This window comes from Streptomyces sp. MGP-P1, assembly GCF_057766565.1.
In genome coordinates, this window is the sequence record NZ_JBYMEM010000007.1 from 1,014,452 (window position 1) to 1,040,256 (window position 25,805).

Here is a 25,805-nt window from a genome sequence, read left to right on the forward strand (position 1 = left end):
CGGACGGTCGGCGGCGGCTAACCGTTCCCGGTTGCCGCCCGCAGGGTCAGGCCGAGGCCGACGGCGACGACGAGGAGCGAGGTGATGACGGGTCCGGTCCGGGCCAGCTTCCGGAGCAGGGGGTTGTGGCGGAGGGTCCGGGCGCGGTCATGGCTCTCGATGCGCTCGCGCAGGCGTACGAGGAGGAGTCCGGCGAGGGTGAGGGTGGCGGCCATTCCGAGCCCGTAGCCGATAACGAGGAGCACGCCGAAGGCGGTGCGTCCCAGGGCGACGGCGCCGAGGAGCACGACGAGGGCGGAGGGGCTGGGGACCAGCCCGCCGGCGATACCCATGCCGATGAGGCCGGGGCGGCTCGTGCGACGAACTTTTCGGGGAGCCGTCGACGTGTCGGCCGAGTGGTGTTCGTGGTCCGGCGGGGCGAGTGTCGCGACCGCGGAAGTCGCGTGAGGTTCCCCGGTCGACGCGCTGTCACGTTCGAGGGCCGGGGCGACGGGCCCGTGGTGATGAGAGCTGTCGGCCCCATCGTCGTGAGCGTGGCTGTGACCGTGCTCGTGGTCGGCGTGGCTGTGGCTGTGGCCCGGGCCGTGATGATGGTGGTTGTGCTGCGGCCTGCCCCGGAGGGCTCCCGTGAGGAGCCAGAGACCGATGCCGGTGACGAGGAGTCCGCTGGCGGCTCCGAGCCACATCAGGACGGTCTCTCCGGCCAGGTGGGTGGAGACGGGCAGGGCGAGTCCGAGGACGAGCACGCCCGCCGTGTGCGTCAGCGTGACGGTGGCCCCTACGGTGAGAGCGTCCCGCCTGGTGCCGCGACGGCCCGCGAGGTAGGCGGCCATGATGGTCTTGCCGTGGCCGGGCATCGCCGCGTGGGACGCCCCGAGGACCAGCGCCAGGAACAGAGCCAGGAGCCCCACGGGCAGCGTGATCTCGCGGGCGCCGACGAGCGAGTCGAAGGCCCCGGTGACCTTGGCGAGCACCCCGCTGATCACGCCCGCGCCGGGGAGGTCCGCCACCACGGCCGGGACAGCGCCCGCGCCCTGCCCGGGTTCGCTGCGCAGCGATGCCGTGCGCTGGTCGAGCGGGGAGGCGAGAGGGTCCTGCGGGTACTGGCGCAGTTCGCGGGTGGCGGAGGCCGCGGGTACGTCGGCGCGGGTGATCCTGACGCCCCGGCCGGTGGCGGTCATCTCGTGCCAGCCGATGCGGGTGGTGTCGTAGTCCGTTTTGGCTCGGACGCCGGTGGGCTCGGTGAGGTCGGCCCGGGCGGTCAGCTCGCACGTGAGGCGGCTGGTCTTCAGGCCCGCTTCCCCGTTCTCGTACACCAGGGTGGCCGAGGACTGCTTCCAGTCCGCTCGCCTGCCGCCCAGGTTCAGGTGGAGCTGTTTCCTCAGACCGGAACACGCTTCCTCGGCGTAGGCGCGCGACTCACCGTCGCTGACGGCGTCGTCGTGGTCGGAGTCGACGACGGGACGCTCTTGGAGCGCCGCGATCTCCGCGCGGTCGACGACGATCCGGGCGTCGATCCGGTCGGGCCGAAGGACGAGGCCCGTGTGGTGGTTGACGCTGAAGTTGCCCAAGGGGTGGGCAGCGGCCGCAGGGGCCGCCGCCACGCTCGCGACGGCGGCGAGTGCGGTGGCGGTCAGCGTGGTGATGGCTCGGCGCAGGGTGTGGTTCATGGCGTGGTGTCGATTCGCTGGAGCAGGTCACGGGCGGCGGGGGCGTGCAGGGGGTGGAAGGCAGGCTCACGAAGTGCTTCGGTCAGGTCGCGGCGGGCTTCTTCGGTATGGCCCAGTGCGTGGTGGACGGCGGCGCGGTGGTAGTGGAAGAGCGCGCTGCGCATCCCCGTGGCCAGTGCCTTGTCGGCCTGGACAAGGGCCTCGGGGTCCCGGCCGGCCCGGTGCAGGGCCCAGGCGTACGCGTCGTGGACGGCGACGAAGGGGCGGGTGCGCAGCGTCTGTTCGGCCAGGGTGACGGCGCGTCGTGGATCGCCGTGATCGGCTTCGAAGAGGATGGCGTCCGTGTCGGCCGGGTCGCCCGCGGCTTCCCGGATGCGGTCCTGGGCGCGCAGGAGGGTGTACTGCTCCTCGGCCTGTTCCCGGTGGCCCAGGGACTGTTCGAGTTCGCCCAGGCCCAGCAGGTAGTGCGGCAGGGGTGCGACGGCGATGGCCGCCCGGAAGTCGGCGAGGGCCTTGGCGGTGTCGCCCAGGGCCAGGTGGGCGCGGGCCCGGGTCTCCAGGAGCGCCGAATCGCCCGGGGCGGCCCCGAGCCCGGTCCGCGTCCGGGCCAGGGCGGCTCGTGGGTCGGCGTCCTGGAGGTCCAGGGTGGCCAGGACGTTGTGGGCGAACGAGGTGTCGGCCCGGGTGGCCGCTGCCGCCAGGGACCGACGCATGAGGCCGCGGGCCCGGTCGGTGTCCCCCTTCAGCTCGAAGGCGTAGGAGGCGCGGGCCAGGGACGCGGCGTCCGGGCGCAGGTCCGTCATCTTCTGGACGGCCTCGTCGGCTTCGTCGTAGCGGCCCAGCTGGGTGTACGCGTCGGCCAGGACTCCGTAAGCGGAGGAGCTGTAGGGGCCGCCGGCGATGGCCTTGCGCGCCCAGCGCAACGCGGCGGGGAAGTCGTGGCGGGCCGCGGCCAGGGCGCCCATGCCGATCTCGGCGTCCGTGTTGTCTTCGGCCTGCACCGTGAACGAGGTACGCAGCGCCTTCTCGGCCCGGTCGTAGGTGGCCGGGTCGGCGGTGGAACGGGCCTGCTGGACGTAAGCCATGCCCAGGGCGGCCCAGCCCCCCGGATCCTTCGGCAGGCGGGTCACCCGGTCCTGGAGCGCCTCGATCGACCCACGTGGTGGAGAAGCCCCGGGCAGGCCTTGGCCCGACGGACGGGAGGCAGTGGTCTGATCGAGCGCCGGCATGACCGCTCCGGCGGCGAACATCGCCGCGCCCAGGGCCAGGGTGACCACGGTGTTCCGCAGCCGCCTGCCGCCGTGCGAGGCGGGTGGCGGCCGATGCGGGGGTTCGGTGTGGTCCGGGTGCACGAGTTCCCTCCCGAAGGTTCGGTGCTGCTGGAGCCTCGGTGCCCGGGCCGGGGCGGCGTTCTTCGGCCCGGCCCGGGCACTGCGTCGGATGTCCGTCGTCTGCCGGGTCAGCTGTCCTTGCCGCGGCGGCGGAGGCGGAAGCCGCCGACGCCGAGAAGGAGCGCGCCCGCGCCGGCGAGCGCCGCGGCTTGGGCGGTCTTCGTGACGGGGGTCGCCGCGGTGTTCTCCATCGCGGACTGCTCGGCGGTGCGGCCTGCCGCGCCGGGGCCGCGGTTGACGTTCTTGGTGTGCGGCAGCGCGACGTACGGGAACGAGGCGCCGAACCGGACCTCGTTGGCGTTCACCTTGTCGCCCTCCGCGAGTTCGGGGACGAGTACGCCGGTCTGGGCTGCGCCCTCGACGGCCTGGAGCGAGATGTCGACGACGTCGTCGGCGAGGCGGCGCCCGTTCGGGAAGCCGGCCAGGTCGCCCGCGAGGACACCGAGGCGCTGAGGCTTGGCGGTGGGCGGCACCGCCATGTTCAGGCGCAGCTCCTCCGCCGGGACGATCTTCCTGAGCGACGCGTCCTTGTTGAGGCGGTGCGCGTTGAGGTCGGCCTTGATCGGACCGCAGACCTTGCAGATGCCGGTCAGGTAGATCTCGGCGAGGTCGTTGCGGGGCGTCGCGGGGGCGGGGATGCCGTAGACCTGCTGGATGAGCTTGGGCAGGATCGGGTCGTAGACCTTGTCGACGACGGGCTGGACGGTGCGGTCCTGGCTCGGGTTGAGGGTGTTGAAGGCGTCCTTGAACTTCAGCGGGACGACGACCTCGTTGACCAGCGGGTTCCCGAGGCGGGAGACCTGCTTCCACTGCTTCGCTGTGCCCTTGCCCTTCTGGTCGCGGGAGTCGGAGATGGTGACGCCCGCGCGGTCGGTGGTCGACCACACGCCGATCACCGGGTTGCGGGACGAGTTGCCCCGGAGGGCGAGCTGCTTCTTGGGGACCTGGATGGCGATGGTGTTGACGTTGTAGCCGGCCAGGGTGTCCTGCCCCCGCTCGCTCAGGTCGCCGCCGTAGAGGAGGTCGAAGACGCGCAGGTCGGCGAAGAACGGGTCCTCGGCCTGCCCCGTGTACGTCTTGCCGCCGCCCGGCAGACCGAAGGTCGCCTGCTTGCGCAGGGCCGTGTAGTCGGGCATCGACGCCTTGCCCGTGCGGGACGGGGCCGCGGGCACGCCCGACAGGAGCGTCCGGCTCTTTCCTCCGGTCGTGACGACCAGGTCGTAGACCTGGCGGAAGTTCAGGTCCGGGTCGTTCAGCGAGGTGACCTGGCCGGTGTTGTAGAGGAACTGGTTCGCGTCATCGCGGTAGCTGCTGCGGAAGCGCCAGCTGTAGGTGACATCGGCGACACCGTCACCGCTGTTGTCGATCTTGATGTTGTAGCGCAGGTCGTCGCCGAACGCGTAGAAGTTCGGTCCGCCGTTGGGCTCCTCCATCGGGATCCAGTTCGCCACCATGGTGACGGTGTCGGACTTGTCGGGGCTGGTGAACGCGTACACGTCGGTGTTGTCCGCCCGCGGGTCCCCGGCGATCAGGGGCGCCTCACGGTGGCTGGAGGCCGCGCTGAGGCCCGGGGCGAGGGTCATCGCTCCCAGTCCTGCGGCCAGGGTGGTGGCTCCGAGCACGAGCAGGGACTGGTCCAGGATCCTTCGCGAACGGGGCCTGTCCTGTGAAACCTTCACGGCATTCCTTCTGTCTGCTGACCCCTGCCGGGCATGCGTCGAGGCATGCGAGAGCGAGGGGCGGGCTGATGGGGATGGCGTCCGGTGCCGCAGCGGGAGATTGCGAACCGAGCGGTCTGGCAGGAAAGGGCCGATCGACGGGGCGGCTCGAAACGCGGGCCCGTCTGCACCCAAAGACTGCGCAGCCGTAGACAAGCACGCCGAAACCCCGGCCCGTACGCACTCCGACCGGATCGCCAGGTCGGGCACGCGGTCCACGGAGGGTGAACAGGCCGGTGGGAGCGGTGATTCAGCCAAGCGACGCCCCCGGGAAAATCAGCGACGACACAGTCGCCGACCACTGGGCCGAAAGGGTCACACCCGCCTTATTGCAAGCCTGTCGCAATAAGGTCGACGGGGGAATTCACTCGTCCGGCGCACCGCGCTCATCAGGAAGGTGCTCGCCGCAGACATTTCCGGCCACGGTGGGTTCGCTTGCCACTGGCCGTGGCCGCCGGGCAGACCGGTCGTTCACCGGTTCTCCTCCCGGGAGGGAGCAAGAGCGCTTCGCAGGGCTTCTGTTGCAGCCGCTCATGGCCCCGTCCATGACCTCGGAGTCGACCACCACGGCTGCGAGGGCCGGCCTGACACCTGCGTCGGCGTCGGTGACCGCCTGGACCGTGTGGTCGAGGGGATCGGCTTACGGGGTCACCCGCACGCTTGTAGAAGCGCATGATGCCTCAACCGAACCCCAAACCGATCACCATGTCATTCCTTCGGGTGGCGTAATCCCCGAGGACACCGGGGCACGCTCCGGTAGCTGGCACGATGAGTCGCGGCAAAGGATTTGATCACGCAGGTGCTCAGCCCTGCTCGATTGCACGCGTTGCCACTCCGCCACCAAGGGGTCCGCGGACGTCTTCTCTTCGCCGTGAGTAAGTAAGAGATGGGTACTCAGCGGCCGTGATCAGGGGTTCCCGGCCCCTTGCAGGAGGTTCCTCGTTGTCTCATCGTCAGTCAGCCGCTCGGCACGGTGGCGGCCCTGTGCCGCACCCCGACAGGGCGACGGATTCGCCGGTCGAGGTCCTGCCGGTCACGGCGGCCCAGCGTGAGATCTGGCTCGCGGAGCAGCGCTCCCCGGACACCCGTCAGGCACTGCGTCTGGGGGAGTACCTGGAGATCTGCGGACCGGTCGATCCGGCGACTTTCGAGGCGGCGCTGCGCCAAGTGGTGGCTGAGACCGACGCGTTGCGGGTGCGTCTGGTGCCCGGTGAGGACGGTCCTGTTCAGCTCCTGGAGCGTGAGCTGCCCTGGACCCTCTCGTTCGTCGACGTCAGCGACGAACCCGACCCGGGGGCCGCCGCCCGCGCATGGGTCTCGGCCGACATGGCCAGGCCCATGGACCTGGCCTCCGGTCCGTTGTTCAGCTACGCCCTTCTGCGGCTGGCGCCGGACCGGTTCTGGTGGTACCACACCTACCACCACGGGGCCGTGGACGCCTTCGGCTACGCCCTCGTGGTGCGGCGGGTCGCCGACGTCTACACGGCGCTGACGGAGGGTCGGCAGACAGGCCCCAGTCCCTTCGGCCCGTTGTCGGCACTGGTCCGGGCCGACCAGGCCTACCGCGTGTCCGAGGAGCATGCGGCCGACCGTGCCCACTGGACGCGGCAACTGTCCGGATGGACGGGGACCGCCGCGCCCACGCCCGGCCCCAGGCGCACGGCAGCCGTTCCCGGCCCGGCGAGGCAGGGGCGGTCCTCGGGAAGCCCGGCCCCCGCGCCCATCCCGAGGACGGAGTTGCTTCCGCTCCTGCGTCCGCAGGCGCTGAAGGCAGCGGCTTCGCGCGCCGAGGTCTCCCGTTTCCGTTTCGTGTTCGCCGCCATGGCGCTGTACACGCATCATCTGACGGGCGAGCGGGACGTGGTGGTCGGGCTGACCGTGGCCGGCCGGATGGACGAGGTATCCCGCACGACGCCCGGCATGCTTGCCAACAGTGTTCCCGTACGCCTGACGATCCGGCCCGACATGCCGCTGAGGGACCTGCTGGCCCAGGTCGACGACCGGATGCGCGAAGCGGTTGAACACCAGCGTTACCGAGGCGAGGACCTGTACCGCGACCTGGGACTGTCACGGGACTCCGGCGCGATGATCTCGCCGACGGTCAACCTCATCGGGTTCGACTACAACATCGCCTTCGCCGGCCACCGGTGCATCGCGCACAACCTCTCCTTCCCCCTGGGCAGCGATCTGATGATCATGGTGTGGGACCGCCGGGATGGCACCGGCCCGCACATGAGACTGCACGCGGCGCCCGGAGCGTACGGCGAATCCGACCTCGTGGACTCCCAGCGGCGTCTCCTGCACTTCCTGGCGAACCTGGCGGACTGTGACCCCGGTCTCCCGGTCGGTCTGCTCGACGTGCTGTCGGGCGACGAGCGAAAGAGCCTGCTGGACCAGGGGGACGCCTCCGCGGCAGGCGTCCCCGCCGTTCCCCTGCCGGCGATGTTCGAGGACCAAGTGCGCCGCACGCCGGGTGCCGATGCGGTGGTGGCCGGCGACACGACGCTGACGTACGGGGAGTTGAACGCGCGCGCGAACCGGCTCGCGCACGCCCTGACCGCTCGGGGCATCGGGGTCGAGGACGTCGTCGCCCTCGCTCTGCCGCGTTCGGTCGACCTCGTGGTGTCTGTGCTCGCCGTGCTCAAGGCCGGGGCCGCCTACTTGCCGGTAGATCCGGCGTATCCGGCGGCGCGGAGGGAGTACATGCTCGCCGACGCCCGCCCGGCCCTGGTGATCGACGGCCCGCGGGCCATGGCCGAGCTGTCGGAGGGTCAGCCGGTCACCGACCCGAAAATCGCCGTGGACCCGCGGCACCCGGCGTACGTGATCTACACCTCGGGTTCGACCGGGCGGCCCAAGGGGGTGGTGGTGACCCACACGGGCATCTCCTCCTTGGTGCTGTGCCAGACGAAGCGCCTGGAGATCACCTCCGACAGCAGGGTGCTGCAGTTCGCCTCGCCCAGCTTCGACGCCTCCACGTGGGATCTGTGCGCCGCCCTGTTGACCGGGGCCGCGCTGGTTCTCGCCCCTGTGGTCGACCCCGTGTCGGCACTCACCGACCCCGGTACGCGCCTCACGCATGCGGTCGTGCCGCCGTCGGCACTGGCCGTGGTGTCCGAGAAGGACGTGCGTGTTCCGACGTTGCTGGTGGCTGGAGAGTCATGCCCGCCGGGGCTGGTGGCGCGGTGGGCGCCGCACCGGCGCATGCTGAACGCCTACGGGCCGACGGAAACCACGATCATGGCCTCCCTGAGCAAGCCGCTGGTGCCGTCGGACTCGGCACCGCCGATCGGACAGTCCGTCCCCGGCAGCCGCGTCTACGTCCTGAACACCATGCTGCACCCGGTGCCGTCGGGGACCGCCGGGGAGCTGTACGTCGCCGGCGCCTCCCTGGCGCGCGGCTATCTGCGCCGCCCGGCCCTGACGGCCGAGCGGTTCGTGGCCGACCCGTACGGTCCTCCGGGAACACGGATGTACCGGACGGGCGACGTGGTGCGATGGTCGGCGGACGGCGAGTTGGAGTACCTCGGACGCACCGACCACCAGGTCAAGGTCCGCGGGTTCCGCATCGAGCTCGGAGAGGTGGAGGGCGCGCTGACCGCGTGCCCCGGGGTGGAGCAGGCCGCGGTGCTCGCCCGCGAGGACCGGCAACGGGGTGAAGTCCGGCTCGTCGCCTACGTCGTGGCCGGTGAGGACGGGACACAGCCGCGGCTGCTGCGCGAGCGACTGCGCGAGCGGCTGCCCGGTCACATGGTCCCCTCGGCGTTCGTGCTGCTCGACGAGCTGCCGCTGACCCCGAACGGAAAGCTGGACCGAGACGCCCTGCCGGAGCCCGGCGACGAGCCGGACGCGTCCGTCGTAAGGCCACCGCGCACCCCTCGTGAACAGCTGCTGTGCGAGCTGTTCGCCGAGGTGCTCGGTCTGCGTCAGGTCGGCATGGACGCGGACTTCTTCGAAGCGGGCGGGCACTCGCTGCTGGCGATCCGCCTGGCCTCCAGGATCCGTGCCGTGCTCGGCGTCGACCTGAGCCTGAGCGTGTTGTTCGAAGCGCCCACGGTGGCCCGCTTGGTGGCTCGGCTGGACCGAGCGGACCGGCGGGAACGCCCGGCCCTGACCGCCCGGGAACGACCGGACCCCGCCCCGCTGTCCTACGCCCAGCAGCGGCTGTGGTTCCTGCACCGGGCGCTGGGTCCGAGTGCCACCTACAACATCTCCCTGGTGCACCGTCTGACCGGCGAGCTCGACCGGGGGGCGCTGGAGAGGGCGCTGAGCGATGTGGTGGGCCGACACGAGAGCCTGCGCACGGTCTTCCCGAACACCGGAGGCGAGCCCTTCCAACGGGTCGTCGACGCGTCCGCGGCCCGTCCGCTGCTGCGCGTCACCGAGGTGGAGGACGAGGAGTCGCTGCGGTCGCGGCTGCGGGAAGCCGCCCGTTACCTGTTCGACCTGTCGGTCGAGTCACCGCTGCGCGCGGACCTGTTCGTACGGGGCCCCGCCGACCACGTACTGGCCGTCGTGATCCACCACATCGCCGCCGACGGCTGGTCCATGGCGCCGCTGACCCGTGACCTGGCGACCGCCTACGCCGCCCGGTGCCAGGGCCGGGAGCCGGCCTGGGAGCCACTGCCTGTGCGGTACACCGACTACACCTTGTGGCAGCGTCGCCTGCAAGGTGACCCCGACGACCCCGACGGGCTTCTGAACCGCCAGCTCGCCCACTGGTCATCGGTGTTGGCGGGTCTGCCCGTCGAACTCGAACTTCCCTACGACCGGCATCGCCCTGCCGTCGCGTCATACAGCGGGGCCCGTGTCCCCCTGCGCATCGACGCGGAACTGCACGCGGGGCTGACGGAGCTGGCGCGCCGGTCCGGAGCGAGCCTCTTCATGGTGCTCCACGCGGGTTTGGCGACCCTCCTGACCAAGCTGGGGGCGGGAACCGACATTCCTGTCGGCAGTGCGATCGCCGGCCGCACCGACCAGGCCCTGGACGAGCTGGTGGGATTCTTCGTCAACACACTGGTGCTGCGTACCGACACCTCCGGCGACCCCGCCTTCACCGAGCTGCTGGCACGCGTGCGCCGTACCGCGCTGGCGGCCTACGCGCACCAGGAAGTGCCCTTCGAGCGGCTCGTGGAGAGGCTGAACCCGACGCGCTCACCGGCCCGCCACCCGCTGTTCCAGATCGCGCTCTCCCTCGACGCCGACGAAGCCACGTCATTCGCTCTCCCGGGCCTGCGAACGACCAGGATCCCGGTGTCGACCGCGACCGCCAAGTTCGATCTGGACATCGGCGTCCAGGAACTACGCTCCGAGAAGGGCGAGTGCCTCGGTCTGCACGGAACCATCGACTACGCCACCGACCTGTTCGACCACGACACGGTCCAGGACCTGGCCGCGCGTTGGGTACGGCTGCTGGAAGCGGTCGTCCAGCACCCGGAACGCCGGGTCAGCCGCATCGACGTACTGTCCGACAGCGAGCGCCGCCTCCTCCTCGAGGACACCGACCGGAGCACGACGGCACGCCTGCCCGCGGGCACGATCCACGAGGTGTTCCGCGCGCAGGTGCGCGCCGCCCCGGACACGGTCGCCGTCGTGGCGGACGACACGACCCTGACCTACGCCCAGCTGAACGCCCGGGCGAACCGACTCGCCCACGCGCTGACCGCTCGCGGCGTGGGTGTCGAGGACGTCGTCGCCCTCGCGCTGCCGCGTTCGGGGGACCTCGTCGTGGCTGTGCTCGCCGTACTCAAAGCGGGGGCTGCCTACCTGCCGCTGGACCCGGAGTACCCGGTCCGGCGCATCGCGGCCATGTTCGCGGACGCACGGCCCGCGCTGCTGCTCACGGACACGACCACCGCCGCGGCCGGCGATCTCGGTACGGGCACTTTGCGTCTGCTGCTGGACGCACCGGAGACCGAGGAGCTGTTGCGGGGGCTGCCGGACGACGACCCGGTGACAAAGGTGTCGCCCGACGACGCGGCGTACGTGATCTACACCTCGGGATCGACCGGTACACCCAAGGGAGTCGTCGCCCGCCACTCGAGCGTGGTCAACGTGGCCGCCCAGTACCGGAACCAGGTGTTCGGACCCGCGGCCGAGCGCGTCGGAGGCCGGGGTCTGCGGGTCGCCCTGACCGCCTCGGTCTCCTTCGACGCCTCCTGGGGTCAGTTGGCGGCACTGCTGGACGGCCACGAGCTGCATGTCCCCGACTCCGCCACCTGGGCCGACGCGGACCGGTGTGTGGCATGGCTGACCCGACACCGGATCGACACGGTCGACGCCACGCCCTCGTACATGCGCGTCCTGTCCGACCGCGGCCTGTTCACCGACGAGCGGTGGCGGCCGAGCGTGGCCGTGCTCGGCGGCGAGGACCTGCCGGACCAGCTGTGGGCAGAACTGCGGGCGGTGGACGGGCTGGCGGCCTACAACATGTACGGGCCGACCGAATGCACCGTCGACGCGGTACAGGCGAGGCTGGAGACCGCCGTGACCCCGGTGCTCGGACACTCGGTCCCCGGCACCCGCGCCTACGTACTGGACACCGGGTTGCGGCCGGTGCCGACCGGCGTGACCGGCGAGCTGTATGTGGCCGGTGCCGGCCTGGCGCGCGGATACCTGCGCCGACCGGGCTTGACGGCGCAGCGATTCGTGGCCGACCCGTACGGCCCGCCGGGAACAAGGATGTACCGCACCGGCGACCTGGCCCGCCGACGCACCGACGGACAACTCGTCTTCGCCGGCCGGGTGGACGACCAGGTCAAGGTCCGCGGCCACCGCATCGAACCCGGTGAGGTCGAGGCCGTCCTCTCCTCCCACCCCAGCGTCGCCCACGCCGTGGTGACCGCCCGCGGCGACCGCCTCGGAGAGACCCGCCTGGTCGCCTACGCGGTGCCCGTCACCGGGTCCGCGATCGACCCGGCCGGCCTGCGCTCCTTCCTCCTGGAACGCCTCCCCGCCTACATGGTGCCGTCCGCGTTCATGGTCCTGGACGCCCTGCCCCTGACTCCCAACGGCAAGCTCGACCGTGCTGCCCTGCCCGCGCCGGACTACGCCACGACCGCCGGAAGCGCCCGTTCCGCGCGCACCCCCGAGGAGCGGGCCCTGTGCGAACTGTTCGCCGAGGTACTGGACGTGCCCGCGGTCGGCGTCGACGACGACTTCTTCGCCCTGGGCGGTCACTCCCTGCTCGCCACCCGGCTGGCGAGCAGGATCGGTGAGGCCCTGGCCGTTCCCTTCAGACTGTCGGCGCTCCTTGAGGCACCGACCCCGGCGGGACTGGCCAGGCACCTGAGTGCGGACGCCCCTCACACCGTCTCCTCGTGGGTGCCGGATTCGGAAGCGGAACTGAGCCCTGCCCTGCGTTTCCCCTCCGTCGCGCAGCCGGCCGGTGACCCGCGCGAGGTTCTGCTGACCGGGGCCACCGGTTTCGTCGGAGCCTTCGTCCTGTCCGAGTTGCTGCACAGGACAGCGGCCCGGGTCCACTGCCTCGTCCGTGCGCGGACCGACGCCCAGGCGCGTGAGCGTCTGGCCGAGACCATGCGGACCTACGGCATCGAGGCAACGCCGGACGATCCGCGGCTGAACATCGTCCGAGGAGACCTGAGCGCCCCCGGTCTCGACGTCGAACCGGCACGCTGGACACAGCTGCGCGAGACGATCGACACGATCGTGCACAGCGGCGCGCACGTACACCACCTCTCGCCGTACGCACGGCTGAAACCTGCCAACGTGGAGGGCACCCGAACCCTGCTGCGCCTGGCGGGCGAAGGGCGGCCGAAGACGTTCCACCACCTCTCGACCCTCGGAGTGTTCCGGCCCGGCCAGGACTCCTCCCGACTGGTCACGGAGGACTGTCCGATCGACGGTGAACGGCACCCGTTCGGGAGGGGGTACGCAGCAAGCAAGTGGGTCGCCGACCGACTGGTGGAGCGTGCGTTCGAGCGGGGAGTGAGCGGTGGCATCTACCGGCTCGGCCGCATCTGGGCCCACACCTCGACCGGCGCCGTCAGTCCGGACGACATGTTCTCCCGGCTGCTCACCAGCTGTGCGGCTCTCGGCTGCTATCCGTCGGAACCGCAGTTCCAGGAAGCGGTTCTTCCCGTCGACGTCCTCGCCGGCGCCCTCGTCGAGCTGCTGCGCGACGGCGACCGAGCCGACCTCGTACACCACCTTCACCACCCGTGCAGCGTGGGGCCGGGTGCCTTCATGGCCGGTTACGACCGGATGCACGGGACGCGCTCCGAAGAGGTCCCGCTGACCGTATGGCTGAAGCGCCTGCGCCGGGCGAGCGAACGAGGGCAGGACTTGCCGTTCCTTCCCTACCAGGCGCATTTCGAGGAGCAAGTCAACGATGCGCGAGCCGGTCAGCAGCCGACCCTGAAGTTCGACAACACCAGGACCGTCCACCGGCTGCGGAGGCTGGGGATCGCGATCCCCGAGATCGACGACGCCGCGGTCTCCAACTTCTGGGGCTTCGTTGAACGGTGAGGCGAGCCGCGGGGAGCCGGGCACGGCATCACCGCGGCTGCCACCGCGAAATCCATCAGTGCACGACGTCCATGGGCGGCGGCGGAGGCCCGGGTCACTGCCGTGCCGCCGCGCACCCGCCGGCGCGTCCGTTGAAGCGACAGCACAGTACTCCCAGGGCGGCATGACCGCCCGGAACCAATGATTGTGGCGATGGCCTTGCGTGGAAGCCCACCCGCTGACCCCCCGATGACACACCGTGCCGGTACGAGAGTGAGCATGCGGCCGCGTTCGATCGTTCCCGGCCGCCAGCGATGGGAAGTCGACCATGTCCGCGGCAGACCCGCCGCGGCGCGCCTGGCCCAGACCGCACTCCTCCAGGCCCCGGGTATCGAGGAGGTGCACGTCAACCCGGTCACCGGCCGGGTGCTGGTGCGGCACGACCGCACCCTCGGTGCGCGGGAGGTCGCCCAGTTGCTGCGCCGGGCAGTCGAACGGACACTGACAGCCCTGCGCAGCACCGCAGCAGACATGCGGGGCCGCGACTCGGCCCGACAGCCGAAGGAGACCGACGGGACGGGAACGCGGCACAGGCGCACCGGCCCCCACAGCGGCTCCGGAGCAGGACACCGCGGCGACGGAGGCGGCGCCGGACGCTGGCTTCCGAGGGTGCTCGGGGCCGGAGGTGTGGCAGCAGCGGCTGTCGCCGGCGGGCCTCTCCTCCTGACGCTGCTCAGTCGCCCGCTGATCACTCTCGGACTGGCGGCCGCTGCGACGGCGGCCGTCGTCCGGCGAGCGTGGCGCAGATCGGACAGCGCACACCAGGAGTCGGACGAATCCGCTCCGGACCGTCACGCCCTACGGCGCATCATCGGCCCGCACAAGCGGAGGTTTCGCTGGGCAGCGTTGCTGTCGGGGATCGCGCAGCTGGGGGAGATGGCGCTGTTCGCCCTGAGCCCTTCGATCGTGCTGCTGCTCGCCAAGGGCGGGAGCGCCACCCTGGCCGGGCTGGGCGTAGCCGGCGTCACCGCCCAGTTGTCCGTTCTCGTCGGTGTCGCCGGGGCGGCCTGCCTCGTGATGGCTGCTTCCGGCTACGGCGCGAGCGTCATCTGGCGCCAGTTGGCGCAGGACATCGAGGACGACTGGCGCACCCGCACGTACGAGCATGTCCAGCGGGTGGCGCCGGCCGACCTGGAGAACGAGCGCGTCAGCCGGGTCAACGCCGTCCTGTCCGAGGACATCGGTCAGATCGGTGCCTTCGTCGGTTCGAGCATGCACGACGTCGTCCAGATGGGTACGAGCATCGCGCTGCTGGTTCCGACCTTCCTGCTGCTCGCTCCGCAGATCGCCTGGATCGCCTTCGTGCCCATCCCGCTCATCGCGTGGCTGTCCTTCCGCTTTCACGAGCGTGCGGTCGCCAACCAGGCCACCTCCGACGAGCAGCGAGCACGGTTGAACAGCCGGGTGACCGAGAACCTCCATGCTCATACCACCATCAAGTCCGCGGTCACCGAAGACCACGAGATCGCACGTATCGCCGACCTGAATCGAAAGTGCAGTGAGGCCAATCGCTCGACCGGACGTAGCGCGGCGATTCCGCCCCAGATCCTGCGACTGGCCGGTGGTTCGGCTCTGGTCGGCACGGTGTTCCTGGGCGGCCGGTCCGTTCTCCGGGGCACGCTGTCGACCGCGGCCTTCGGTCCGCTGATCGAAATGCCGGGCATCACCATGCTGCGGCTGTCCCGACTGGGCAGCACAACCGACCAGTACCAGCGCACCGTCACCGCCCTGCGCCGGGTGGAGCGTCTGCACGCCCTGCCTGTCGAACCCGCCGACGAGGGTCGCCGGATGCCGACGCAACAGGTGAAAGGGGAGATCGAAGTCCGGAAGGTGTCCTTCGCCTACCCCGGTCGGCCACCGGCACTCCGCGGCACCTCCCTGGTCATCCCTCCCGGCCGTACCACCGGCATCGTCGGCACCAGCGGCGCAGGCAAGACCACCATCGCCAAGTTGCTCATGCGCTTCCACCATCCCGACCATGGACAGGTACTGCTCGACGGTGCCGACGTACGCACCCTCGCCCTCCCTGATCTGCGCCGCGCGATCGGATACGTCACCCAGGAACCGTTCCTGTTCGACGCGACGATCGCGGAGAACATCCGCTACGGCGCTTTCCGCACCACGGACGATCAACTGGTCGCTGCCGCCCGCACCGCTGGGGCCGACGCCTTCATCGACACCCTGCCCGACGGCTACGCCACGCGGGTCGGTGAACGTGGCGCAGCGCTCTCCGGCGGGCAGAAGCAGCGCATCGCGCTGGCCCGTACCATCCTGAGCGATCCGCCGGTCATCATCCTCGACGAGGCCACCTCCGCCGTCGACAACGAGACCGAGGCCGTCATCCAGCAGGCCCTCCAGGTGTTCGGCGCGGACCGCACGATGATCGTCATCGCCCACCGGCTGTCCACCGTCCAAAGCGCCGACCAGATCTACGTCATGGGGCCTGGCGGAGTGGTGGCCGAACAAGGTACGCACGAGGAGCTGGTGACGCGCGGCGGCACCTACACCACCTTGTGGAAGCTACAGGCCGGCAAACCTGCCCTTGTATGACGTGGAGGAACCGCATCTGCCGGTCTTTCAAGAAGCTTGTCATTCGTTCGGGTGGCTACGACTGACAACAGCTGGAGAACAGCTGCTGACTTGGAATGATGGATGTCTGAAGCAGGCCCTGGCCGTGTAGTCCAAAGCAGCGCCGACTCGTCCGTCCATGCGGGAAGGCCACGAACCATGGCTGTGCCGTCGAGCGTGCTGGGAGTCAGCTACGCCGAGTGTCGGTCGAGGCGCGGAATTCCCTGAACCGCGAGCCCGGACACGCTCAAGCACCCCGTCCGACCACGCCGCTGCCGCCTGCCAACGCCACGCTCACCGGGGCCCGGTGAGGAGAAACAGGAGAACTGTCATGACGCACGCGACCAACCCGTTCGAGGACGATGAGGCCCGTTTTCTGGTGCTCGTCAATGACGAGGGCCAGCATTCGCTGTGGCCGGCCTTCGCCGATGTACCCGACGGCTGGGTCGTCGCCCTTCCGGAGGAGACCCGGCAGGTGTGTCTCGAGTACATCGACAGGGCGTGGACCGACTTGCGACCGCGCGGCCTTGTCGAGGCCACGGACGGTGGACGGTGAGGTGGTCGGCGACAACGGCCGGCGAGTAACGGTCGACGCACCGCGCGCCGTTCGCCGGCGCGAGGACGACGAGCTCCCCGGCAGTCCGCCGCCCCTGGGTGCCGACTACCCACTGCCCGGCTCTCCGGGCCCGCTGAGAAGCACGACAAGCCGAAGACCACGGGCGCTTGGCTGCCACCAACTGTGTGCGTTTCCGTGCCGTGAACGATTGGCGAGCCCCGTAGGGCCTTCGCCTCGGTTGTATCCGCTCATCCTCAAGTCGCCTAGGACACCGCCGTGTTTTTCTCAGAATCCGCTGTCGCTCTTTCCCGCCACCCTGGCCTGGAGGACTTCACTTCCCGAGTCACCGCCTTTCTCGACACGAACCTGCCCGATCCCGTCACGGAGGAGACAGCTCGGCCACCATGGCTCGATCTGCGCAAGCGCGCCGCTCATGCCGGCTTGACGGGGTTCGATCTCGCGCGGCCACCGGCCGTGCCGGACAACGGCCTTGGCCTGGCGGGCGGCCGGGACGCGATCGTTCCCCCCGGCCTCGGGCGAGTGGCCCAAGGACTGGCGATGTTCCTGGCCGGGCGACGGGACTGCGACGCGCGGGAGATCTTCAGCTCGGGACACGGTGCCATGGCCCTGCGGTACGGCACACCCGTCGTCGTGCAGGAGGTCCGCGACCGTGTGGTGCACCGCGGCGAGCTGGCGGGCGTGGCGTCGAGCGAACCACACTCCGGGTCGGACCTGCGCGGCTTGCGGACGGTAGCGGTCGACCATGGCGACCATCTGCTGCTCTCTGGTACGAAGGGCCTGGTCAGCCGAGTGGAAGAGGCCAGCGGCTTCGTCGTCTTCTGCAAGGTGGTCGGGGCGGGGGAGGCCGCCGCGCATGACACCGACAGCGCGTGGCTGCGCGATGTGCCCCTGTCGGCGCTCTGGGTGCCGACAGCGACCGCCGGCATCTTCACCGACACCACCACCCCCTTGGGCCTGCGGGGTTGGAGCATGGGCCATCTGCACTTCAACCACGTACGCGTCGGCAAGGACCTCCTGCTCGGGGCCCCCGGCGACGGCCGCTGGATCTTCGACTCGCACTTCTCCAACTGGCGTCTGATGATGGCACTGCTCTGCCTGGGCGCGGCGACCGCCGCGATCGAGGAGACGATGGCTCGTGCCTGCCGACGCAGTGTGGGCCGGACGTCCCTGGCGAGCGTTCCCTCTGTCGCGTCCCGGCTCGGCACCGCGGCAGCCGAGGTCCAAGCAGCCATCGCGTGGTGCTTCTCCCTGCTGGAGCGGATGGGAAAGAACGGGGACGACGTCGACGTGGCGGCCTGCTCCGCCGCCAAGGCCCTCGCTACGGACGCGGCCTATCGCGCCGTCGACCTCGCACTCCAGCTGCACGGCAGCGAGGGGTACACCAGCTGCACCCCCATGGAGAAGCGCCTTCGGGACATCCGGGGGCTCCGCATCGCCGACGGGCCCAACGACACCCTGTACAGCGTTCTGGCCCAGTCCCTGCTTGCGGACTCCCGACCTGCCGTGCCCCTGGTGGCTCAGCGCCAAGCATGAGCGGCGGCCCGCGCTATCGATCAGAGTCCGCCGACGCGGGGTGCGCTGATCCACGGAACGGGCCGTGCACGTACGGACGGTCGGTGTGACACGGCGTCCACCGGGCGGCACTCGTCACGGGGCGTGTTGAACCTGAACAACGGTCCTCGCCGGGTGCCCAGGCCCGACTGGGCCCGCGCACCCGGCAAGGACCGCCGGCTCGCGCACTCGGTCTGCCTGAGATGCTTTCGAGGATCGAGAATGGTGCGGTCGAGTAAAAGAGTGCGACCTGCTCAGGAAAGCTTGTTCTTGAGCATCGCAAGATAAAACGGGAACTTCTTCACAGCCGCCTTCGGCACCACGTAAACCTCTTCGTTTCCGCGCGAGTGATCGTTGATGACCAACGTGCATTTCCCTTTCACGTGGCGCAATTCGGCGGAATAGAGAACTTCCTCGACTGTGGTTTCGTCCACCGCGGAGGACTCGCCGGGCGCGGATGCCTTCGTAAACAATTCTGCTCCCAATCCGGACTTCGATATCTAGTAGCTTGCTCATGTCGCACGCTAGGCCAGCCGGAGATGGGAAGAGATCACTCAAGGCGAGGGTGCACCCGAAAGGGTGAACATCATGGATCATCCTGGTGGGGCATCCCATCGGAGCGTTAGGGTTGAGTTGTGAGGACACTGTCGGAAAACCCGACAGACTACGAGAAGGGCTGCACCGACTATGCTTCCTTTGATTCCTGTTTTCTTGGTTGGAGCGGTATCAGCGCCTCTCATCAAGAAGATCGCGCGCGGGACTGTTAAGTCCTCCGTGAAATTGGTGCTGGACGCCAGGCGAGTCGCCCACGAGATCAACGAAGATCTGAGTGACATTGCCGCAGAGGCGACCGCCGAAGTGTTCGCCGCCGATCTGCAGGAAGGATCGGAAATGCCGCGTCAGACCGTTAAGAAGGCGCGCTCGAGTACCGCGACCGCCTAAATCCCGGCCCCTTGTGACGAGTCGGACGAGTCGTTTGTAGCAGAAAAGGGCTGCGGCGAGTCCGGCAAAGGCCAGGCGGTTGCGAGGGTGGCGTTCGCTGCGGTGGTGGAGTCTGCGGTAGTCGGTCGGTCAGCACAACGCGTTCTCCAGGATTGTTCCTCTCCTTCCTCCGCCGCGCTGAGCTGACCGGTTGCCCCGGTCGGAGGCTTCAGGAGAGCGCGCTGGGCCGTCCCGAACCGGATGTCACGGCTGCGCTCCAGGTCGAGCCGGAAGGCCTGGCGGCGCAGCTGGTCCGGCCACCGGCCGCTCGATGAGGGTCCAGCGATGCTGGAACGCATGACCTACGCGGCGTCGGCCGGCCGGGGTCTGCCCCTGCACGGACGTGCGGCAGACCTTGTTCGCGGGGTCGGCATCGAGAGACGCGCGATGTACGTCCGAGGCATATAGCAGTTTTCAGGCTATTTATTGCTTATGAGTGATCTCGATTACGCGGACAGGTCCGACTTCGACGACGCCGAGCGGGGCTTCGTCGCAGCCCTCTCCCCGGCGGTGATCCGGACGGAGGACGGCCGGGTGATCTGGGACGGGGAGGCGTACGCCTTCCTGGACGAGGACTGCCCGCCCAGTGCGCACCCGAGCCTGTGGCGGCAGAGCGGGCTGTGCGCCAAGCAGGGCCTGTTCGAGGTGACGACGGGGATCTACCAGGTCCGCAACCTCGACCTGTCGAACATGACGCTGGTCGAGGGCGACACCGGTGTCATCGTCATCGACCCGCTGATCTCGGCGGAGACCGCGGCCGCCGCCCTCGCGCTCTACCGCGAGCACCGCGGGGACCGCCCGGTCACCGGACTGATCTACACCCACTCCCACGGCGACCACTTCGGCGGCTCCCGCGGGGTCCTGCCGCACGGCCACGCCCCCGTGCCGGTGATCGCCCCCGCCGGGTTCCTGGAACACGCCGTGGCCGAGAACGTGTACGCGGGCGGCGCGATGACCCGCCGCGCGGTCTACATGTACGGCGCCGAGCTGAAGAAGGGACCCGCCGGGCAGATCGGCGCCGGTCTTGGCATGACGACGTCCACGGGCACGATCACCCTGGTCCCGCCGACGCTGGACATCACCCACACCGGCCAGGAGGAGACCGTCGACGGGGTGCGGATCGTGTTCCAGATGACGCCGGACACCGAGGCGCCCTCGGAGATGAACTTCTTCTTCCCCGACCGGCGCGCCCTGTGCATGGCGGAGAACGCGACGCACAACATGCACAACATCCTGACCCTGCGCGGGGCGGTGGTCCGCGACACCCGTATCTGGGCGCATTACCTGGACGAGGCGATCACGCTGTTCGGCGAGCAGGCCGAGGTCGCGTTCGCCTCGCACCACTGGCCCACCTGGGGCCGGGACCGCATCGTCGAGCACCTGGCGGGCCAGCGTGACATGTGGGCGTACCTCCATGACCAGACCCTGCGCATGACCAACCAGGGACTGACCGGACCGGAGATCGCCGAGCGGATCGAACTCCCGCCGGCGATCGCGAACCGGTGGGCGAACCGCGGCTACTACGGTTCCGTCAGCCACAACGCCAAGGCCATCTACCAGCGCTACATGGGCTGGTTCGACGGGAACCCCGCCCATCTGTGGGAGCACCCGCCCGTCGAGCAGGCCGAGCGGTTCGCCGCCGACTACGGCGGCGTGCCCGCGCTGGTCGCCAAGGGCGAGGAGTACGCCGCCTCCGGTGACCTGCGCTTCGCCGCGACGCTGCTGGGGCACGCGGTCTTCGCCGCCCCCGACGACTCGCTCGCCAAGCAGGCGCTGGCATCGGTGTACGAGAAGCTCGGCTTCGGCGCGGAGAACGCCACCTGGCGCAACTTCTACCTGATGGGCGCCCAGGAACTGCGCGGCGCCATCGCGCACACCTCGCTGGAGACGGCCAACCCCGAGATGGCGATGGCCCTGACCGTCGACATGCTCATCGACTCCCTCGCCATCCGCGTCGACGGCCCCCGGGCATGGGACGAGAAGTTCACCATGACCTGGAACGTCACCGACGAGGGCCGCGCCTGGCACCTCCTGCTGTCCAATGGAGCCCTCACCCACCGCAGCACCGATGCCGCCGCCGGGGCGAACGGGCCGGTACCGGCCGCCGACCTGACCTTGACCCTGACCAAACCACAACTGCTCGGGGTCCTCGCGGGCAAGGGACTCGACGGCGTGGGCGTCGAGGGTGACCCGCAGGTCTTCGCGACCCTCGCCGGGCTGCTCGACACCCCCGACCCCGACTTCCCCATCGTCACGCCGTGACCGTCGACGCCCCGCACGCTCCGGCCGCCACAGACGCCCCCGGCCGCCGGAGCCAGAAGCCCCCGCCCGCGGAACCCACGGGAGCCGTGCGGTGAGCAGCACGACGCAGCTGGCGATCGGCGCCGTCGGTTTCGGGTCGTTCGATCTCACCGGTGGCGGTACGTTCATCAACCTGGTCGCGGCGACCACCAACGCTCTGAACGGGGCGCTGCTGGCCCGCCGTCCCGACCACTACAAGAACTTCACCGTGGTCGGCATCCTGCTCATGGCGCTGCTCGGCGGCATCGGCGGCGGCATCAGCCGCGACGTCATGGTCGGCCGCGTGCCGGCCGCGCTGACCAACTCCTCGTACGTCGTGCTGTGCCTGATCGCCGGATACATCGGCCACCGCCTGGCGTACGCCGAGGGGCAGCTGTTCCGCGAGGGGCTCTTCCAGTTCGTCACGTCCTTCGCCCTGCCCTGGTACGCCATCGTCGGCGCCCAGACCGGGGTGGACGTCGGCCTGCCGGTCCTTGGCTCCCTCGTCCTCGCCGTCGTGGGCCCCACGGCGGGACGCTTCCTCATCGACGTCGCCTGCGGGGTCCCGCCCAAGCAGTTCGTCCGCGGCGAGTGGTTCGTCGCCATCGCCGCACTGACCGGCGCCGTGTGGATCGCCCTCGACCAGGCGGGACTCCCACGCGCCGCGAGTGCTCCCCTCGCGTTCCTGGTCGGCTTCACCGTCCGCCTCACCGCCCTGTACCGGGGCTGGGAGGAGCCCCTGGCCGCCGAACCCGCCGGCGTCTACCGCCACGACGACGGCCGCCCCCTCCTCGGCAGGAAGATCGCCGGGAAATCCGTTCGAGAACTGCGCCTGCTCGGCCTGACCGTCGAACCCCACGAGCCCGGGCCTCCGGCCGGAACAACGTCCAGAGCCTCTTGATCTCCGACCGCCCGTCGCCCGACCGGGCTGATCAACGCCGGGCCGGGCATGATGACTTCCACCACGCCCTCACTCCTGCGACGCCCGGTCAGGAGCTGAGACCTGAGATCGCGTCGCCGACGTACTTGGCGCCCAGGAGCACCAGGACCACGGTCATGATCGCCGCGTTGTGGGCGGCCATCCAGCCCTTCCAGGACTCCAGGACGCGCGCCGACTTCGCTCCGCCGGTCAGGTAGACGCCGAGCGGCAGCAGCGCGCACAGCGAGCCGATCAGCACGAACAGCGCGACGGCGACGGTCTTGCCCCCTGCCGAGGCGGAGCTGCCGGCGATGGAGACGGCGCCGCCCACGGCCAGCACCAGGTTCTTCGGGTTGAGCCCGGACAGTGCGGCGGCCAGACCCGCAGCTTTGCCCGGGGAGAAGGTGTCGACGGCCTTCATCCAGCCGGGCAGCTCGGCCTCCTGCCCCGCGCGCGGACGGCCCTGCCACTGCTTCAGGCCCAGGAGCACGAAGACGACACCGACCAGCAGCTTCACCCAGTACACCCAGGAGGCCGTCTCCCCGTCCTCGTGTGCGTCGGCGCCGGAGCCGAGCAGGACGACGACCGTGCTCAGGGCTGCCAGGGTCGCCATCCAGGCGGCCGTGAAGGCGGTGCCGTTCGCGCGCCCGCGCGGTGTCGCCAGCATCAGCACGACCGCGATGAGCGGCACCGGGCTGATGGCGATACCGACGGCCGGAGTGAGCATCTGTCCGATGGCGTCACCCATGATCAGCCTGCCACGGTCAGGGTCGGCAGCTGCCAGGTGCCGTCGAGCACGGCGGCCTGGGGCCCGTAGACGCGGATGATGACGGAGAAGGGGCCGTCGGGGGCGGGCAGCCAGTTCGCGGCCTGCCGCGGGTCGGTGGGGCGGGTGTGCTGGACGTACAGGGTCAGGCCGCCGTCCTGGTCGTGGACCAGGCCCGGGGTGCGGTCGCCGATGGAGTACCGGTCGATCGGGTTGTCCACCAGGAGGCGCTCGGGGAGCCGGTAGAGGGTGGCCGACCAGAAGAACTGCGGCCTGGGGAGCTGGTCGGCGGTGAAGTGGACGGTGTAGTCGCGGTCCGAGGCGTTCGGCGGGCGGTTGCCCTCGCTGTCGACGACCCAGCCTCCGTACCAGGCTTCCGCCGGAGGAAGCCCGTACAGGCCCTTGTCCGCGCCGATCCCGCGGGCGAGGTAGTCCTCTCCCAGCTCCGCGCGCGTGCCGAAGATGCCGGCTGAGGTGGTCGCCCCGGCCTCGGCGGCCTTCAGTCGCTCGCGGCCCTCGTTGATGCCCTCTTCCAGCGCGGCGCGAACTCCGGTCGCCAGGGCGGCCGGGTCGAAGGCGCCGCTGCCGTCCACGCCGAGGGCGGCCAGCCGCTCGCGCAGATCCCTGCTCCCGGGAAGGGCCGGGAAGAAGCCGAGCAGGAAGTCCAGCACGGTGAAGAACTCGACGTCCTGACCGGATTCCTCGCGCCATACCGGCCACACGGGGTCCGCGGCAGGGGCCGGGGCGCCGGTTCCGGTGAAGGAGCTCAGGGGCCGCAGCGCGTACTGCTCCTGGATGGCGCGCAGTTCCTCGACGTCCACGTCGGTCAGGCCGGTGAGGGTGGTGCGGCCCAGGCATCCCACGAGGTGGCTGTCGGCGCGCAGGACCCCCGCCACACCGTCGGGTACGTCGCCGGCCCACCCGGGGCCCGCGATCAGGTGGTTCCCGGCGTCCTGGCCGGTGGTGCGGGCGCCCACGAAGCCGACGTAGGTGGTGTCCAGGTCGTGGAAGGGCAGCACGTAGTAGCGGTCCATGGCGGGCACAGAGACCACCCACGGTTCCGCGCGCAGGTCCAGCCAGCACCATGAGTACGGGGTGTCGTTGTTCGGCGTGACGATGTCGGTGTTCTCCGGCCGCGACGGCTGCGGATAGTGCCGGAAGGTGCCGAAACCGCCCACATACCGGGGATCGTTCGGGTCCACCGCCTGCGCGTACATCGTCCGATAGTTCTCCAGCATGGGATGGCCGTAGATCCAGCCCTCCGCCGCCGTCGCCCGCACCGTGTCGAGATTCACGCCGCTCATGCACCACCTTCAGAACGCCGGAATGTAGCTTTGCACCCTTTTGGTGATCATAGGGGCGCATTAGAGGGTGTATGTGGAGAACGGGGCCGCAAGCCACCGCGGCGCGCGTACACCGCCGCCGGTCGACGGGGCGTCGACGGGTGCCGGCCGGGTGATGGGAGATCGTCACCATCCGAGTCCTCGGCGGCGCGGAGCCTGCGGGCAGAGCGCCTCACCCGGAAGCGACGGCCCCAGCCAGTGGCCGGGGCCGCCTCCGCTGGTTCGGGAGAGCGGTTCGAGCGGGTCTACGCAGGAGGCGGGGGCGCAGCGACGGACGCGCTGTGTGCGCCCCTGCCCGAGGTGCTTCGGAACTCCGGCGGGCCTTGTGCCCGCTCTTCGCGTTCGGGTGGAACGGTCAGGACAGCGGCTCGTACGGGAGGGAGGGGAAATAGTCCTGCCTGTCGCCGTCGCGGTGGATGTCCCACGTGGCGCAGTGGAGGGAGCCGCCGTACTCGAAGACGTTGCGGAACGGGACCGGGAGGACCTCGAAACCGTGCGAGGAGAGAAGGTCTTGGAGGGGCTTCTCCTGCTCCTCGCAGATGACCTTCGTCGGCGAGATGCTCAGCACGTTCATCGAGAGCCACTTCGAGGACTGGCAGTACATCGGCATCTCGTCGTTGGTCAGGACGGGCTGGGGCACATCGACCAGTTGCCAGTCGTTGTCGAGGAACATCTTCTCCTCGCCCTCGCGCAGCGGCCGTTCCGGGTTGGTGAGGATCAGGCCGGGGCGCAGCGGTACGAAGGTGCAGTCGATGTGGGACGGGAAGAAGTCCAGCGGGAAGTGCACGGGGTGGACGCGGAAGCCGCGGGGTTCCAGGTGGCGCTTGAGCCAGTGGATGCCGGCCCGGTTGGTGGTCATCGACTCCTGGACCAGGATGTCCCGGCCCAGTCGGCTCATGTCGGCCGCGTCGAAGACCACCTCGTCCTGGTTGACGCAGAACTCGAACGAGTGCATCTTCGCGTGGCGCTCCTCCAGCGGCCACTCCCAGAAGTCCTCGCGGTACATGCCGTCCTTCATCGACGGCTTGGGCGCGGTCGTCCATCCCACCCGCGGGTCGGAGTTCCAGTACTCGTAGACCAGCTTCCGGTAGGGCTGGTACTCGAAGTAGCGGGCCCGGCGCGACATGGTCGCCTCGATGATCTCGTTGCCCATGGTGATCATCACGTCGCGCGGGCAGACGGCGCAGTACTGGTTCTCGACCTCGAAGTCGGGGGTGGTGACCGGGGCGGAGAAGTCGTGCGTCTCGGGGCGGCGTACGGTCACGCCCTGGGATTCCAGGAGCGAGGCGAGACCGGCGAGTTCCTCGTTGGCCAGATCGATGGCCTCCTTGGACTTCGGGCCCGTGGGGAACGGCTGGTCGGGAGCGTTGCGTATCGCGGGCCGGCTGCCTGGTTCAGCCGGTTCGAAGCAGGCGTTGTCGGCGGAGCCGACCACCATTTCCCGGAGGGTGTCCCACTCGTTCCACGAGTTGACGACGGGGGGGAGGTTGTTCGGCATGTGCAGCCACCTGTCTC

General features: G+C 69.9%; 14 protein-coding genes and 1 pseudogene. 7 read left to right on the forward strand and 8 right to left on the reverse strand.

Annotated features, from left to right (window positions below):
• Window positions 1-17: 17 nt before the first annotated feature.
• The 3 genes from AC3CH1_RS26100 to AC3CH1_RS26110 form a co-directional block, all read right to left on the reverse strand.
• Window positions 18-1,670, reverse strand: coding sequence for a nickel/cobalt transporter (locus tag AC3CH1_RS26100; protein ID WP_488465151.1), 1,653 nt, complete (start codon window positions 1,668-1,670; stop codon window positions 18-20).
• Entirely contained in the window at window positions 1,667-3,022 is a 1,356-nt protein-coding gene (locus AC3CH1_RS26105; protein ID WP_488465152.1) for a tetratricopeptide repeat protein, read from the reverse strand. Before AC3CH1_RS26105 ends, AC3CH1_RS26100 begins: the two co-directional genes overlap by 4 nt.
• Window positions 3,023-3,129: 107 nt before the next feature.
• On the reverse strand, window positions 3,130-4,740 hold the full coding sequence (locus tag AC3CH1_RS26110) for a DUF4331 domain-containing protein (RefSeq protein ID WP_488465153.1): 1,611 nt from the start codon (window positions 4,738-4,740) through the stop codon (window positions 3,130-3,132).
• Between the two features lie 1,023 nt (window positions 4,741-5,763).
• On the opposite strand from AC3CH1_RS26110, the gene AC3CH1_RS26115 reads away from it, so the two are divergent.
• The 4 genes from AC3CH1_RS26115 to AC3CH1_RS26130 all read left to right on the forward strand — a co-directional run bounded on the left by AC3CH1_RS26115 (window position 5,764) and on the right by AC3CH1_RS26130 (window position 17,983).
• Complete coding sequence (locus tag AC3CH1_RS26115) at window positions 5,764-13,266, forward strand: non-ribosomal peptide synthetase (protein ID WP_488465154.1); 7,503 nt, start codon at window positions 5,764-5,766, stop codon at window positions 13,264-13,266.
• Between the two features lie 258 nt (window positions 13,267-13,524).
• Window positions 13,525-15,855 carry an ABC transporter ATP-binding protein gene (locus AC3CH1_RS26120; RefSeq protein ID WP_488465155.1) on the forward strand — a complete coding sequence of 777 codons (2,331 nt, stop codon included), beginning with the start codon at window positions 13,525-13,527 and terminating at the stop codon, window positions 15,853-15,855.
• A 349-nt stretch (window positions 15,856-16,204) separates the two neighbouring features.
• Entirely contained in the window at window positions 16,205-16,429 is a 225-nt protein-coding gene (locus AC3CH1_RS26125; RefSeq protein ID WP_488465156.1) for an MbtH family protein, read from the forward strand.
• A gap of 441 nt (window positions 16,430-16,870) precedes the next feature.
• On the forward strand, window positions 16,871-17,983 hold the full coding sequence (locus AC3CH1_RS26130; protein ID WP_488465157.1) for an acyl-CoA dehydrogenase family protein: 1,113 nt from the start codon (window positions 16,871-16,873) through the stop codon (window positions 17,981-17,983).
• A 272-nt stretch (window positions 17,984-18,255) separates the two neighbouring features.
• Here AC3CH1_RS26130 and AC3CH1_RS26135 read toward each other — a convergent pair whose 3' ends face one another.
• A complete protein-coding gene (locus tag AC3CH1_RS26135) occupies window positions 18,256-18,474 on the reverse strand; it encodes a hypothetical protein (protein WP_488465158.1) in 219 nt (72 codons plus the stop codon).
• 238 nt (window positions 18,475-18,712) lie between these two features.
• Here AC3CH1_RS26135 and AC3CH1_RS26140 point away from each other — a divergent pair, with 238 nt between their 5' ends.
• Window positions 18,713-18,943, forward strand: a complete 231-nt coding sequence (locus tag AC3CH1_RS26140; RefSeq protein ID WP_361877276.1) for a DUF5132 domain-containing protein — start codon at window positions 18,713-18,715, stop codon at window positions 18,941-18,943.
• A gap of 12 nt (window positions 18,944-18,955) precedes the next feature.
• Here AC3CH1_RS26140 and AC3CH1_RS26145 read toward each other — a convergent pair.
• Window positions 18,956-19,063: pseudogene (locus tag AC3CH1_RS26145) on the reverse strand (IS5/IS1182 family transposase); the annotation flags it as partial.
• A gap of 351 nt (window positions 19,064-19,414) precedes the next feature.
• Between AC3CH1_RS26145 and AC3CH1_RS26150 the strand changes: the two are divergent.
• On the forward strand, window positions 19,415-21,244 hold the full coding sequence (locus AC3CH1_RS26150; RefSeq protein ID WP_488465159.1) for an alkyl/aryl-sulfatase: 1,830 nt from the start codon (window positions 19,415-19,417) through the stop codon (window positions 21,242-21,244).
• Between the two features lie 91 nt (window positions 21,245-21,335).
• Window positions 21,336-22,163 carry a trimeric intracellular cation channel family protein gene (locus AC3CH1_RS26155; protein WP_488465160.1) on the forward strand — a complete coding sequence of 276 codons (828 nt, stop codon included), beginning with the start codon at window positions 21,336-21,338 and terminating at the stop codon, window positions 22,161-22,163.
• A gap of 88 nt (window positions 22,164-22,251) precedes the next feature.
• On the opposite strand, the gene AC3CH1_RS26160 is transcribed toward AC3CH1_RS26155, so the two are convergent.
• The 3 genes from AC3CH1_RS26160 to AC3CH1_RS26170 all read right to left on the reverse strand — a co-directional run bounded on the left by AC3CH1_RS26160 (window position 22,252) and on the right by AC3CH1_RS26170 (window position 25,788).
• Window positions 22,252-22,929 carry a GAP family protein gene (locus AC3CH1_RS26160; RefSeq protein ID WP_488465161.1) on the reverse strand — a complete coding sequence of 226 codons (678 nt, stop codon included), beginning with the start codon at window positions 22,927-22,929 and terminating at the stop codon, window positions 22,252-22,254.
• 2 nt (window positions 22,930-22,931) lie between these two features.
• Window positions 22,932-24,251 carry a DUF1254 domain-containing protein gene (locus tag AC3CH1_RS26165; RefSeq protein ID WP_488465162.1) on the reverse strand — a complete coding sequence of 440 codons (1,320 nt, stop codon included), beginning with the start codon at window positions 24,249-24,251 and terminating at the stop codon, window positions 22,932-22,934.
• Between the two features lie 394 nt (window positions 24,252-24,645).
• Window positions 24,646-25,788, reverse strand: a complete 1,143-nt coding sequence (locus AC3CH1_RS26170) for a glycine amidinotransferase (RefSeq protein WP_488465163.1) — start codon at window positions 25,786-25,788, stop codon at window positions 24,646-24,648.
• Window positions 25,789-25,805 lie beyond the last annotated feature (17 nt).

What these genes read in the sequence shown, in the direction of transcription:
- AC3CH1_RS26165 (WP_488465162.1), bottom strand. Translation starts at nt 24,251, where the DNA reads ATGAGCGGCGTGAATCTCGACACGGTGCGGGCGACGGCGGCGGAGGGC.
- AC3CH1_RS26120 (WP_488465155.1), top strand. Translation starts at nt 13,525, where the DNA reads ATGCGGCCGCGTTCGATCGTTCCCGGCCGCCAGCGATGGGAAGTCGAC.
- AC3CH1_RS26100 (WP_488465151.1), bottom strand. Translation starts at nt 1,670, where the DNA reads ATGAACCACACCCTGCGCCGAGCCATCACCACGCTGACCGCCACCGCA.
- AC3CH1_RS26170 (WP_488465163.1), bottom strand. Translation starts at nt 25,788, where the DNA reads ATGCCGAACAACCTCCCCCCCGTCGTCAACTCGTGGAACGAGTGGGAC.
- AC3CH1_RS26160 (WP_488465161.1), bottom strand. Translation starts at nt 22,929, where the DNA reads ATGGGTGACGCCATCGGACAGATGCTCACTCCGGCCGTCGGTATCGCC.
- AC3CH1_RS26125 (WP_488465156.1), top strand. Translation starts at nt 16,205, where the DNA reads ATGACGCACGCGACCAACCCGTTCGAGGACGATGAGGCCCGTTTTCTG.
- AC3CH1_RS26150 (WP_488465159.1), top strand. Translation starts at nt 19,415, where the DNA reads ATGAGTGATCTCGATTACGCGGACAGGTCCGACTTCGACGACGCCGAG.